The following is a 13,832-nucleotide window of genomic DNA, read 5'->3' as shown; positions in this document are numbered from 1 at the left end:
CTTTGTAATGGCGATCATCCCATTCTCTTTCCTGATTATTGCAATCTTTGGTTATTTCCTCGGTGAAAAGATGGAATTGTATGCCTTCTTTTTAAAAAAATTATTGAATTTATTTCCATCTGCTACTTACTCTATAACAAAAGAATTGGGAAAGATTATTACCTTTAAAAGGATTGGGTTATTCACTCTCTTTATATATGGAATATTTTCCTACCAACTTTACTCCGCTGTAGAACGGGCTTTAAATATAATATTTAAAATTAAGGTCAAAAGGTCATTTCTGATATCTATCTTACTTTCCATATCACTCGTGACACTAATGATTATCTTTCTTCTCATCTCCTTCGGAGCGACATCAGCTATCTCCATGATAAAACTTCTTGATCAGTTTTTCCCAGGACTGGTAATAAACAAGATAGCAGGCTTCCTCATAGCCTTTGTCATCCCTCTATTTTTGATTATTCTGACAATAACTGCCCTGTATAAACTCCTTCCTAAGAAAAAAGTATCATTCAGGCACGCATTACTGGGCGGTCTCTTTACAGCCATTTTCATTGAAACAGCAAAACATGTCTTTACCTTTTATGTCGCTTTGAAACTATACGAACTCGGAGCCATATACGGCCCTATTTCAGCATTTATTACCTTCCTGATGTGGGTATTCTATGCCGTATCCATCTTCCTGATCGGTGCCGAAATCGTTCACAACCTCGGAGATCGCCAAAAGCCGGATTAATGGAAAAGAAGCGTTTTCATGATTCGCCATCCCCGCTAAACTGCATATACCGTAAAGGCAAGACATACGTGGGTGTTACAAAAGGAGAGTCTATGGGTAATACAGTAAGCGCATGGAAGGCATTTATTATGTTTGTCCTATCTGTTCTGCCAGCAGCTCTATGACATGCTTCACCCTGGCCTTGGAACCGGTCCTGTGCAATCCGTCTCGTATCTGCACCATACAGCCGGGACATGCAGTAGCCGCTATTTCCGCACCGGTATCATTGATATCCTCAGCCTTTAGCATGTTTATCTCTGTTGAAAGCTCATAGTTCGTAATGCTGAAGCTGCCGCCGAGGCCGCAGCACCTGCATGGGTGCTTCATCTCTTTTATCCTGAAACCGGCTGTTTCTATCAGCTCACGCGGCTCGTCTTTTATACCCAGCCCCCTCCGCAGGTGGCACGGATCATGGTAGGTAACAACAGCACTATCTTTCGATCTTTTCAGGTCTGACAATACTGCGGGTAGTTTCAACTCATTAACCAGCAGGTCTGTAATGTCCCTTACCTTACTGCAAAAGACATCCACCCGCCTCTTCATCTCTGGGCCTTCGCCCTCAAGCAGTTGCCTGAACTTGTTTTTAAGACCATCCGTGCATGTTGCGCATGATGTTGTAATAAAATCGGGGTCATACGCCTCAAATACCTCAAGGTTCTTGAGCGCCAGGGCCCTCGCATCATCAAAGTCCCCCATGCTGAGGGCAGGCATACCGCAGCAGGTCTGGCCTTGCGGGACAACTACAGAAGCGCCGGCCTTTTCAAGCACCTTAAGAGATGCCAGGCCGATATCCGGCATGACGTAATTGATGAGACAACCTGCAAAGAAGGCGACCTTTATGGCCTTTTCATCTGAAAGATTTACCGTGTAATTGTCATTCCCACGTAAGTGAGAATCCAGAGCTAAGCCATGGATATGGATTCCCGCTTTCGCGGGAATGACATTTTCAGTAACATGGGACTTCATCCACAACTTACTGCCGGTCGCAGAGGCCGGCTCTGCACATGTCCCTGTCTCCCGCCCTTGACCCACCATGTCCATAAAAAACCGTTTAGCAAGAGGCGGGACGAGCCTCTCATCCTGGATATATGGAAGGGGCAGCCTGCTCTGCACCCCTCCGGCAGAAGGTGCATCTTTAAAAAAAACACGCTGGGCAAATGATGCAAGTTTTAGCGTCTTCCCCACAAATCCATCCGGCTCTCTCAACCCCTTCATGATTGCCGAAGTGATAAGCGGCAGGCCCCTGTCATTTATGACTTCTGCCCTTGCAGCCATAATGATGTCAGGCACTGGAATTTTATTTGGACAACTCTGCCTGCAGGCCCCGCATAGCAGACACTCTGAAATATGCTTTACAAATGTATCTGATAAGCCTATCTCACCGTTTATATATGCATCTATAAGAGACAGTTTGCCCCGGGCGCTGGCGGTTTCTCGACCAAGGGTGAGAACCGTAGGACAAGTGCTCCTGCACGTGCCGCAACGGACACACATTGCAAGTTCCGGAATGTAATCAGCAAGTTTCTTCACTCGAAAATACTCCTAAGTACCTGTCATTCCCACGGAACCTGTCCCCGCAGGATTTTTCACCCGTCATTCCCACGCAAGTGGGAATCCAGAATCAGGCCCCGGTCTGGATTCCCGCTTACGCTGGAATGACGTTTTCATGAACCTTGGTGAGCCCTGAGCTGTGAGCGTGCCGAACGGTCGCAGGGCTCATGACGTTTCACCTGAAAATGCACCTGTGTACCCGTCATTCCCACAGAACCTGTCCCCGCAGGATTTTTCACCCGTCATTCCCACACAAGTGGGAATCCAGAACCAGGCCCCCGGTCTGGATTCCCGCTTACGCGGGAATGACATTTTCATGACCATTTGTGAGCCCTGAGCTGAGAGCGTGTCGAACAGTCGAAGGGCTCATGACGGCTCACCTGAAAACGCCCCTATATTTTCTTCCCGGGATTTAAGATGCCGTTTGGATCAAGCACTCCCTTGATCTTCTTCATAACATCTACCGCAACCGGATTTAGTTCCATGCCTGCATAAGTCCTCTTTGTCATACCTATCCCATGCCCGCCTGAGACCGAACCGCCAAGCCTTAGTGTGAGATCTATTATATCATCAACCGCTTCCTTTACCCTTCCAGTCTCAGCGATGTCATTTTTATCCATCATGACATTGACGTGTATGTTTCCCTCTCCGGCGTGACCGTAACATGTGATAACGACCCCTTTTTCTTTTTCTATCTTTCTTACATCCTGCAGTAGTTCAGGGACAAGACTCAGCGGGACGACCACATCATTGACAATCTTCTGCGGCCTTATCTTAACGAGGGATGGATATATCGCCCTCCTCATCCACCATAGGTCTTTTACCTCATTTTTAGACTGTACGATTTCAGCCTTTACTGCCCTTTCTTTGAGGCAAACATCAATAACAGCCGCACACCTGCGTTCCAACGACTCCCTCTCTCCATCGAGTTCTATCAGCAATACGGCCCTGTTATCCTCCTTAAAATCAAACCGCTCACTTTCCCTTGTACATTTCACTGAGGCCATGTCCATAAACTCAACAGCAGACGGTTTGATTCCTGAGTTCATGATCCCTGCAACGGATCTTCCTGCTGCACACTCATCATTGAAGATTGCGAGTATCGTACTGACCTTATCCGGCAAGGGAAGGATTCTCAGGGCCGCCCTGGTAACTATGCCAAGGGTCCCCTCAGACCCAACGATGAGCCGCGTAAGGTCATAGCCGGTCACACCTCTCACAGTCTGAGTCCCTGTCTCCATTAGCTCACCGGTCGGAAGCACCACCTCAAGCCCTATGACATAATCCCGTGTGACCCCGTACTTGACCGACCTCGGTCCGCCGGCACATTCAGCGATATTTCCTCCGATTGTGCAGTATCTAAGGCTTGTAGGTTCTGGTGGAAAAAAGAGACGGTATTTGCCAAGCTCCATCTGGAGCTCAAAATTCACAACACCAGGTTCCACAATCGTAATAAGATTCTGCGCATCAATCCTGAGTATCCTTCTCATCCTTTCAAGGGACAATACAACCCCACCCTTCTCAGGCACACTCCCACCTGACAGACCGGTTCCTGCACCTCTCGGGATAACACAAAATTTCTCCGGATTCGCAAGCCTGATTATCTTTGAAACCTCTTCAGTATTAGAGGGAAATACTACAGCATCAGGCAGGAATAGCTGATTTGTTGCATCATAGGCATAGCATAGCCTGTCTTCCTTAGTAGTAAGGACATTGTCATTGCCTGAGATACCCTTTAAATCCTTTATTGCAGATTTAGATAGCATGACAACTTTATTATATCATGCCTTTTCCTGGCAGGTCTTTATTTTTGATCAGACGAGGCTACAGGGTATATCTCAACTCTCGTGGTCTGAAGCAAGGCTGCAATGTGGGCTGCCATTTTCTGCTCTCTGATGATCCGTGCTGCATCTTCCCTTACTTCGCGTTCTTCGCGTCGTTCCCTTGGGGTAATATCCAGCAGTTTGAAAATACTGAATCCCTTGTCGCCCCGAATCGGGTGGGTGATGCCACCGGGCTTAAGAGCCAATAATGCCTTGTCTATCACCGTATAGGGCCGCTCTCCGATAATCAGGGGGTCCATCCGGCCCGCCCTGACCTTTGCATCCGGCGCTATCGAGTGTTTTGAAGCCAGTTCGAAAAAATTCCCTCCGGCTAATGCCTGCCTCCTCATCGAGGTTGCCTCCTTCTCTGTAACTGTAACAATCATCAGTACGTGGGCGGTCTGCGGCTTATAGAGGAGGTATTCGTTTCCCCTGATATACTCATCTGTTTCCTCCTGTTGCGGCCCATTCTCCCGCTCCAGTTGTTCGCGCAACAGCGTAACGGCCAGTGACTTCTCATAAGCTTCAATATCCGCGGCAACTCCGGCATCCAGCTTAAGTTCTACGGCTCGGGCAGCAAATAGTTCCTGCTCCACAGTTTGCGCTAAAATGTCCATCAGCCTCGCTTTTGTACCGCCGGTTTCATTCAGGGCCTGTTTAATATCGCCGAAGGTGATCTTAAAGGCTGATGCCGTTACCAGGACATCGTCGTCTGAAAAGGCATCAGGGTCCTTCTGCGCCACTTCCTGTGAATACTTTACGGCATACCTGTCAAAAAGCCGCTCACTTTCTGCGGTAAATCGTTTTTTGCGATGCTGGTTGGCCAGGAAGCCCCTGGCTTCGGTTTCTGAAACAGACCTCTCCGCAGCCAGCCTCTCCACCTCAGCAGCATCCACTTCCACGGCCTCCTGAGCCAGATTCTGCCTGTAAAGTCCGGCTAAGAGGCCGGTGCGATAGCGCCGTGATTCCGCCCTGAATAGGGCAGACTTTGGAATATCAAGGCGGATGGCCTCGTCGTACAGCAGCTCTGCTGAGATCATCTTCTGCAGTATGTCGAGTACTATCTCCCGTTTATCCGGTTGTATTTGCCGGACATCAGGGATGCCGTATGGCGTGCTGTTGACGGTTTTTTGCAGGTCCTCAATGGTGATGATCCTGTCACCCACACGCGCAACAATAGTGTCACCGGCATGGGCCGGATTGGACATTAACAATGACGCCAACAGGACACAACCAATCAATTTCTTCATAATATTGCGTTTCGCAGGATGTCACGGTCTTTACAAAAAAAAGGCCGGCGGCATCTCACCACCGGCCGATCATTACAAGGCCCGTACAAGATTAATCGTTCTCTTTCTTAGGGATTTTCCCGCCTGTGTCAGGGGCATGGGCGTGTATATATGCTACCGCCGCCTTGAAATCCGTGCCGATCTTCTTGTCCATGTACTTGCGATTTTCCGCAAGTTTGGCAACTCCCCCACTGTTAACCTCGTGACATGAGGCGCACTTCACCGGGCCGTGGCTGCCATCAGTGTTCATCATACCAGCCTGGTTATAGGTAGTCTGATCCACCTTCGGATTTGCCGGATAGAGTCCGTGTATGGATTCATGGCACGCCTGACAGGCAAGGCCCGAATGTCCTTTGGAATAGCGCATCAGTGAGTACTTGCCCGGCTGGTTAATAGGAAAGGCAACTCCGCCCTGGGCCTCTACAAATGGGGCAGCATGGCAGTCCGCACAGTGGGAAGAACCTGCTGAGAGCCAGTAGTCATGACCATTGGTAGCCGCATCATACGGAACAGCGATCCCGTTTTTGAACTTGCCGGCGTCACTGGGATTAGCTGACAGAATATGCACACTCACGTCACCATCCTCATCCTTGCTGACTACAGGTTTGCCATCCGCTACCTCTATAACAGCGATACCGGGGATCAGCCTCGTCCCTTTTTTGCCCCATGTCAACAAGACGCCGCTGTCCTTGTCCTCGCCTTTGAGGGGGACTTTGGGGTCAATATAACGGTCAATGAGTTCCTGCCTGCTTACACCAATGGCCTGAGCAATCTGCTCAAGCGACTTGCCGCGGAGGGTCTCTTCTCCGGATGGAGTGAATGGTTTTTTAAGATTGTCCCGCTCATACAGTTCGCGGCTGAGTTGGTTGTGGCAGTTGGTGCACCACAGCCCCCTGTACTTGCCATTTTCATAAACTACATTCTTTTCGAGATATTGCCCGATGGCGTTCAGGTTGGGGCCTGTCTTTCCCAGCTCCTTACGCATGTTCGCATTGGAATGTGCATCGCGCCCCACAAAGCAGCCACCCGCAGCGTCACGGTTATCCGATTTGACAAATGTGTTTTCACCGTCTGCCGTAATCGGATAACCATCCATGTTGCGGTCAAAGCGGTGCGCCGGATGGCAACCCTGACAAGAACCTGTGCGTCCCTGCGAATCCGGCAGCGGGCGCTCTTTCAGATGCGCTGTATGTATGGCCTCTGTCAGCGGCGGGATGAGGTTTGAGCTCTCCCCTTTAGCCCCCGGGACATCTCCTATAGTCTTCGAAGACAGCTTGCCAATCACATTGTCCGCATGACACTCCTGACAGAGAACAGGCTGACGGCCGAGGCGGTTGCCGGTGGCAGCCGCATTATACCCTTTAAGGAATTCAGTGCCGTGCTTGTCATCATGTATCTCAAGTATGGAGATCGCCGTCCCTTTCAGCCTGGCGAACCAGTCGGATGAACCGATTGACTTCCAGTATGCCATCTCAGCCTTATACCTGGTGAATTTGGTGCCGTTGGCATTGGTATTGGAATGACAGTTGTAGCAGTTCGGCACATCTATCGGATTGGTGCCGGTATAAGAGACAGGTTTACCTGTGGAGTCAATGACAGCACGTCCTGTATCAGCATCCACAAGTGTAACACGGGCCTCCTGGTACGGTTGGACATCAGTTTCCTCCAGTTTCATCAGCCCCTTGGAGGCATCATGGTCGCTGAATGGCGTAAGGGGCAGGCCGAGTGCCTCCCATATGCCCGGGTTGGTCAGAACGATCGGCACGTTATCCAGCACTGGACTTTTAGTGAACACTATGGTACCGGTCTCACCTGAGTAGCGCAGGAAACCGTTCGACACAGGCTGGTTGGTGGGGCCTGAATCGTTCTTTATCTGCAGAGGCCCTGTGCCAACAAAAAGTTTGTCCTTATCCAGGCTCGTCTGTTTGGGATTAGAGCCCTCGAGGTCTGCATACACATACAGATGGCGGAAATAGGCATTTGCCACGTTTTCTCCTGCCTCATACGGGTTGCCGTTGCCGTTGATGTCATACGGCACATTCCAGTAGGCCATCTTATTCCCTTCGGAATAGGAGTTGTCCACATGTTCATAGTGGAGTTTGTAGCGCTTGTTGCCGTCCACAAGGATCTCAGGATTTTTGGGATCGGCTGCCAGCAATACCGGGCGTTTCTCCTTGCCATTACCCAGACGTTCATGTTTTATCACCTGTGTCTGGATGCTGTTATACGGAGGCAGGACACAACAGTAGGAGAAATCAAAGCCGGTACAGTGCATACCAAGCTCGTAGTTGATTGAGATGACATAGTCATGCCCCTTCGTCTTACCAGCCGCACCTGCGGACGGTGATAAAGCGGCTATACTCAATGTAATGCCAGCGGCTAACATGGTCCATAAACGCATACGCCCCCGCAACCCCTTCGGTTTATTCCACCATTTCGTCATAGGTCTCCTCCTTACTTTTTAAGGCTTACAGAAGCTAATTTATCAGGATAGAATTTTGCTGTCAACAAAAGGATTATCAAAAAGGATTACAGCTATATTGACACCGGCAATATATGACAGTCTGTATCTGAGAAAGGAATGGGGCAAACTAAAGGGGCGGCTTGGACTTAATAATTGGGAAAATGTATTATAGCGTAATTATGAAAAAAGATGATAAACCGGTTGTAGACATTTCTGTAGATGGCGCATGCAGCGGTAACACTGGCGTTGGAGGCTATAGCGCGATACTCAGTTCGGCATGAAAATCAGTAGGTCAACCGCCAGACACCAGCACCGGCGGTCCCTGCATAGAGGACATTGGTCCTTGTCTTATCATGGACCAGGACCCTGATACCCCGATCAAAAGGGAGATCCTGTTCCTGCCAGGTCTGACCTCCATCGGTACTCCCGAAAAAGCGCGGGCGCCAAGGCAAGGGCATCGGTATCCATCCCCCTGTAAAGATATGATCAGGATCGTCGGGATCGAAGATGGCCCCGACAAAACCGGTATCTCCAGGTGACAGGAGACCTTCCCATGTCGCGCCCCCATCCATTGACCGAATCAGCGAACCCTCCATCCCGGCGTAAAGGATCTGAGGATCGTCAGGATGAATCGCGAGGGACATTACATTGTTATCCCCCATGATGCCGGCATCATTGAAATTGGAGAGGTCTGTCCATGTCTTGCCATCATCTGTGGACTTGAGAAGTTTTGGTTGAAAGGCTGGGTTCTCCCCTCCGGCATAAAGGGTTCTTGGAACCGGGACATCGACTGAGTGGATTTTGAGATACCATGACTCCTGCATAGGCTCCCAACTTTCTCCCCCGTCTGTCGAGCGATAAAGATGATCCCCTACTGCAAAAAGCCGCAAGGGATCTACAGGGCTTCCCGTGATTTGCCAGGTCCATTCCATCCCCATCTGGATTGGGGACCAGGTTTCCCCACCGTTTGTAGAACGGTATAGCCTAAGACCTTCCACCGGGCCTGTGGATGAGGTTACCGTATAGATTATATGTGAAAGTTTGGGGTGGACGTAAATGGACCACACAATCTTATCAGATAGCCCGAGAGAAACCCATTCTCCATTGGGAAGCCCTTTTTTAAAAACACCGCCCGGGGTGAGGGTGACAGGATCACCTACGCCTGCATAGAGAGCATCTTGAGTAATGACGAGGGTTTCAATAAACTTCCCATCGAGACCGATGGAAGCCCACCCTGGGAGATTGTTTCTCGATGAACTATCGGTGAGATCATCCCTGCATCCGGAAGGAAAAACACTGATGATCATAATGATTACTAACCAACCCAAGCGTTTCACTCTATTGTGTTCCTATAGTAATAAAAAATTATATCTTGCCTAATTCTTCCATGCAACTACAAGGACACCTCACCAGCAAACAGAAGTACAGCCAGACCATGCAACTCCAATGAAGGTATAAGAATCATTGAAGCGACGTTTATAAACACGCAAACGGTAAAGACCGGTCTCGGGGGCCGTAAACTCAACGATTTCATAGGTATTATCCCAACTTACAGATCGGGCAACCTCTGCACCACTCGGTCTATAAACATACATATCCAAGTCTACACCAGGTTGGTTATTGTAATAAGCATACGTGGGGGTTGCGGCCCAGACAATGACAGCACGTACAACTTGGCCAGCGGTGGCCTCAAAGTTGAAGTTGTGGTTTCCGTTACTATCAAAGAAATATCCTGGTTGCGGTGGAACATTTGAAATTCTCCATCCATAGGGTCCTCTCAAGGTTATATGGTCAGCGAGGTCAAGTGAGATTCCGCCAGCCCCGTCAAATTCACTTAGAAGCGAGGCGCCTTCTATATTATGTACTGCTGAGGCCATGAGAATGGCCTTGATAGCCTCAGGCCAGTAGAAAAGGGTGAGATCACGCTGCATGATCAGGGCTGCTCCTCCTGCCACATGAGGAGCAGAAAAACTGGTTCCGCTATTCGTATAGAACCCATAGGGATAGCTTGTAGTAATCTCCTCTCCGGGGGCGGCAACCTCAGGCTTCTCCCTGTCCCCATGGCCTGATGCCGTAGGAAAATATTGATCCAAATATTGCAGGTGAAGAATGCCTTCGTTGATGATCTCCAGAGAAGTAATTGGAACCCACAGTTCTTCTGATGCCGCCCCCAGGAGTTTCTGAGAGCCGTCTTTTATAATTTCAGCCTCAATGGTATTAACCCTGATCAAACTGAACAGAACCAGCAAGATTATGATATTTGCCGAAAAGGGGAAAATGTTATGCTTTCTAAGTTTCATGGTACACCTCCTTATATGATCCCTACCAAAATATAAAATCAGGGAAGGATACCCTTCTGTCAAGAAGTTTTTCTCAGTTTTTCGCAGTTTTTTTCTCAGTGTTCGAAACTCAGTGTTCGAAACTTCATAGTCAGACACTGTAAGATTGACAATGTCATATCTGGTGATGGATAATGCTGATGGTAAACCGATGAAAACACTGTCTGAAATAAGGAAGATTCTCAGAGAACATCGTGACCTCCTGGCAGAACAATACGGCGTAGCCATAGTTGGAATATTTGGGTCGCGAGTCCGGGGAGATGCAGGAAGAGATAGTGATTTGGACCTGCTGGTTGAAATCCTGCGCCCCATTAGTCTTCTGGAACTGGTCGGAGCGGAACAGTATCTGAGCGAGATACTGGAGGTCAAAGTTGACCTTGTGCCAAAGCGCAGTGTCCGCCAGGAACTAAGAGAGATCATATTCAGGGAGGCAATTGTTCCGTGATCCGTAAGATCTCACTCTACTTACGTGACATTCTCCAGAACATGCGGGATGTTGAAGAGTTCATCCAAGGTCTTTCGCAGGAGCAATTCGAGACTGATAAAAAGACCCTGAATGCAGTCCTGCGCTCGATTGAGGTGATAGGCGAAGCAGCCAAAAATGTTCCAGACGATATCCGTTTGTGTTACCCTGCTGTTCCATGGAAGGAGATGGATGGTATGCGAGACAAGTTGATCCATGACTACCTTGGCGTTGATACAGGAACAGTGTGGCTTGTGGCCAAAGACCGAGTTCCAGTAATCAGACCAGTCATAGAACAGGCCCTCCAGGAAGTGGAACAACAAGAGGACGAATCTTCTTCCTCTTAAGTAATACCTGTTGAATCGTCTGAGTGTCACTGAAAAGAATTTTATCCACCAATCATGTGCATGCCGGAAGAACTCGGGATGACAGGGTCAGGTCTTTAATTTTGATTTAAGGAGGTATCATGAAATATCTGTTATTAATCATTACATTGATTGCAGGATTATCCTCTGTTTTAAATGCCAATGCGGCAGTGGTGTCAGAGGTGGTGGAATACAAGCAGGGCGACACGGTGCTGGAAGGTTATCTTTCCTACGACGACGCCATCAGCGGCAAAAGACCGGGCATACTCATCGTCCCCGAATGGAAAGGGATAGGGCCTTATGCGGAACGGCGTACCAAAGAACTGGCAAAGCTGGGCTACATAGCATTTGCCGCGGATATATACGGCAAGGGTGTAAGACCTCAGACAGGCGATGAAGCATCTAAGATAGCAGCCATTTACAAGAGTGATAGAAAACTGATGCGTGCCAGGGTAACATCAGGCCTGGATGTTTTAAAGAATCACAAACTGACTGACACGAAACGTATCGCAGCAATAGGTTACTGTTTTGGCGGGACAACGGTGCTTGAACTGGCCAGAAGCAGTGCGGATATCGCAGGTGTAGTTAGCTTCCATGGCGGCCTTGATACGCCAACTCCGGAAGATGCAAAACAGATTAAAGCCAGGGTACTTGCCTTGCATGGAGGGGACGACCCATTTGTAACGGCGGAACACATCGCCGCCTTCGAAGATGAGATGAAGAAGGGAGGCGTTGACTGGCAGTTACATGTCTATGGCGGGGCAGTGCACAGCTTTACAGTCACCGACGCCGGCAATGACCCATCCAAAGGGGCAGCCTACAACGAGCGTGCAGACAAACGATCATGGGAAGACATGAAAGTCTTCTTTGCAGAGATCTTCCGGTGAGGTTTGTCTTTTAAGTGTATTGATCCTCTTACAAAGAACCTGCTGAAGGACGAGATGTTTGAAAATGGCTTATGTGGAACATATAATAAGGGGTCAAAAAACCAGGGAATTAAGTTACAGGGGATAGATCCGTGAGAAAGTCTGGACTAAGGAGGTTACTGATTGCATTATTTTTGGTGCTTGCTGGATGGGTGCAGGCGAGTGCAATCCATTCTGCTGATTCTGCTGATGGGAATAATCTCAGGGCGACTCTTTATAATTTATTCCCTCCGGCAACGTTGACGATCTCACCTGATCCGGGCTATATACAAACATTTACTTACTTTACGAAGAGTACAACGATTACCGCTTCTGTCTCTTTAACGACAAATACAAATATAACCGGCGTAAGATTTATTATTGACGGGGGGACTTTTGTAGATGACACGGATACATCTGATCTGAACTATTCCGGTGTTCTAAGCGGTCTATCATCAGGGCTTCATACCATTGAAGCAAGAACGATTGAAGGGGGGTCACCTACAGATATTTATATTGCAAACCAATTCTATATAGTGGATCAGATATGGGGGTTTTACGGTGACTCAACTACTACAGGCGCATATGGCGGCTCATCATCCGTTTCCCGTGGTTTGTCTGATATTTTAACATTAGCTGATTCGCAGGCTGCAGTTACAGGTGGGGCTGAAGGTACAGGAGGGAGACAATCATCTAACGGATTGTCATTTGAACAAAGGGATCCTTACAATGGTGGTTACTTCCCTGGCTCTATGCCTTCTTTTGTTGATGAAATGGCTAAAGGTGGGAAAACGGTTTTTGTGCTAAACTAAGGAAAGGGAGCTGATGATACATTCCTGGCACTCAGAAGATGGTCAGCCGAAAAAATCTCAGAGCGGTGTACTTCTTTAGATCAGGTACCCGGTAACGCCCCCCTCTATGGTATGACCCATGCAAATATTTTATTTGGGATAAATGAAGTATCGCACCCTATTCCTCAGGCAATGTTTGAGGCAAAACTTGGCAAGATCGTTCAAAATCTTTTAGATTGCGGTATCCCTGCTAAAAATATCTATGTATCCTATCCTGATTATGCTTCTCATAAACCACATGATGCCATAAATTACCTTGATGAAATTGACCGCGTGATAGCAAATAAGGCTGTTTCAGCCGGTCCTGATTATTATCATTTTATTAAGGACAATCCGGCCCTTATAGATCCAGGCGGGTATCATTTGGAATGGGAAGGATACTCTCAAAGGGGCAGGTTTCTCGCACGATATCTCCTTGGTTCTGATTAGAATAAGGTTCTACAGAAGGAAACTCCGTTGATTCCACAAACTAATCCTGATTCAAATGCAACTAAAAAACATCAGCAGAACTATATTTATTTGCCAAGTCTCGATGGACTGCGTGGTATAGCCATCCTGGCAGTCATGATATTTCATGCATCTCCAAAATACCTAAGAGGGGGATTTATCGGTGTTGATATATTCTTTGTACTTAGTGGTTTTCTTATCACATCACTATTAATTAAAGAATATGAGAACAAAGGCAGCATAAATATAAAACATTTCTACATGCGTAGAATTCTCAGGCTTTTTCCTGCCTTAGTATTATTTCTGTGTGGTACTTTTATTTATGCTTCTTTATTCCCTCATCATAAAAATATAGTAACTTTTAATGATGTTTTAATTGTCTTATTTTATATTGCAAATTGGGTAAGGGCTTTCAAAATACATATTTCCAATTTCGGTCCTTCCGGGTTTAGCGTGGGTATAGGTCAAGACCGCCACAGAAAAAGTAGATAGCCGTCTTGAAATGTTCCTTATTCCGATAGCCACAAGCCCGGCGTTTAATGGACATGATTTTGCTGTTT

14 protein-coding genes are annotated in these 13,832 nt (G+C 47.9%); 8 read left to right on the top strand and 6 right to left on the bottom strand.

Features of this window, described 5'->3' with window-relative positions:
- On the top strand, window positions 1-736 hold a 736-nt coding region (locus IT393_03595; GenBank protein MCC7201738.1), incomplete at its 5' end, for a YihY/virulence factor BrkB family protein.
- Window positions 737-862: 126 nt separating this feature from the next.
- Here IT393_03595 and IT393_03590 read toward each other — a convergent pair.
- The 4 genes from IT393_03590 to IT393_03575 form a co-directional block, all read right to left on the bottom strand.
- Window positions 863-2,305, bottom strand: coding sequence for a (Fe-S)-binding protein (locus IT393_03590; protein ID MCC7201737.1), 1,443 nt, complete (start codon window positions 2,303-2,305; stop codon window positions 863-865).
- A gap of 413 nt (window positions 2,306-2,718) precedes the next feature.
- A complete protein-coding gene (locus tag IT393_03585; GenBank protein MCC7201736.1) occupies window positions 2,719-4,092 on the bottom strand; it encodes an FAD-binding protein in 1,374 nt (457 codons plus the stop codon).
- 38 nt (window positions 4,093-4,130) lie between these two features.
- On the bottom strand, window positions 4,131-5,399 hold the full coding sequence (locus IT393_03580; protein MCC7201735.1) for a peptidyl-prolyl cis-trans isomerase: 1,269 nt from the start codon (window positions 5,397-5,399) through the stop codon (window positions 4,131-4,133).
- A gap of 91 nt (window positions 5,400-5,490) precedes the next feature.
- Window positions 5,491-7,881: a hypothetical protein gene (locus IT393_03575; protein MCC7201734.1), complete on the bottom strand. Its 2,391-nt coding sequence runs from the start codon at window positions 7,879-7,881 to the stop codon at window positions 5,491-5,493.
- Window positions 7,882-7,936: 55 nt separating this feature from the next.
- Between IT393_03575 and IT393_03570 the strand changes: the two genes are divergently transcribed.
- Window positions 7,937-8,074: a hypothetical protein gene (locus tag IT393_03570; protein ID MCC7201733.1), complete on the top strand. Its 138-nt coding sequence runs from the start codon at window positions 7,937-7,939 to the stop codon at window positions 8,072-8,074.
- Between the two features lie 112 nt (window positions 8,075-8,186).
- Here the strand turns inward: IT393_03570 and IT393_03565 are convergent, their stop codons facing one another.
- Both IT393_03565 and IT393_03560 read right to left on the bottom strand, forming a co-directional pair.
- A complete protein-coding gene (locus tag IT393_03565; protein ID MCC7201732.1) occupies window positions 8,187-9,239 on the bottom strand; it encodes a hypothetical protein in 1,053 nt (350 codons plus the stop codon).
- Window positions 9,240-9,308: 69 nt separating this feature from the next.
- Window positions 9,309-10,202, bottom strand: a complete 894-nt coding sequence (locus tag IT393_03560) for a S8 family serine peptidase (GenBank protein MCC7201731.1) — start codon at window positions 10,200-10,202, stop codon at window positions 9,309-9,311.
- A gap of 190 nt (window positions 10,203-10,392) precedes the next feature.
- On the opposite strand from IT393_03560, the gene IT393_03555 reads away from it, so the two are divergent.
- From IT393_03555 to IT393_03530, 6 genes are all read left to right on the top strand, one after another.
- Window positions 10,393-10,686, top strand: a complete 294-nt coding sequence (locus IT393_03555) for a nucleotidyltransferase family protein (GenBank protein ID MCC7201730.1) — start codon at window positions 10,393-10,395, stop codon at window positions 10,684-10,686.
- Window positions 10,683-11,051, top strand: coding sequence for a DUF86 domain-containing protein (locus IT393_03550; protein ID MCC7201729.1), 369 nt, complete (start codon window positions 10,683-10,685; stop codon window positions 11,049-11,051). The genes IT393_03555 and IT393_03550 overlap by 4 nt, the downstream gene beginning before the upstream one ends.
- Window positions 11,052-11,170: 119 nt before the next feature.
- A complete protein-coding gene (locus IT393_03545) occupies window positions 11,171-11,956 on the top strand; it encodes a dienelactone hydrolase family protein (GenBank protein MCC7201728.1) in 786 nt (261 codons plus the stop codon).
- Between the two features lie 131 nt (window positions 11,957-12,087).
- Entirely contained in the window at window positions 12,088-12,786 is a 699-nt protein-coding gene (locus IT393_03540; GenBank protein MCC7201727.1) for a hypothetical protein, read from the top strand.
- Between the two features lie 111 nt (window positions 12,787-12,897).
- A complete protein-coding gene (locus tag IT393_03535; GenBank protein ID MCC7201726.1) occupies window positions 12,898-13,254 on the top strand; it encodes a hypothetical protein in 357 nt (118 codons plus the stop codon).
- Between the two features lie 135 nt (window positions 13,255-13,389).
- The gene (locus IT393_03530) at window positions 13,390-13,764 is read left to right on the top strand and encodes an acyltransferase (GenBank protein MCC7201725.1); all 375 of its coding nucleotides are present in this window, start codon (window positions 13,390-13,392) and stop codon (window positions 13,762-13,764) included.
- Window positions 13,765-13,832 lie beyond the last annotated feature (68 nt).

The sequence above is a fragment of the Nitrospirota bacterium genome, from assembly GCA_020851375.1.
In the GTDB taxonomy this organism is placed as follows: Bacteria; Nitrospirota; 9FT-COMBO-42-15; order HDB-SIOI813; family HDB-SIOI813; genus RBG-16-43-11.
The sequence above is the reverse complement of the archived record's forward strand: the minus strand, read 5'-3'. Positions and strand labels throughout refer to the sequence as shown.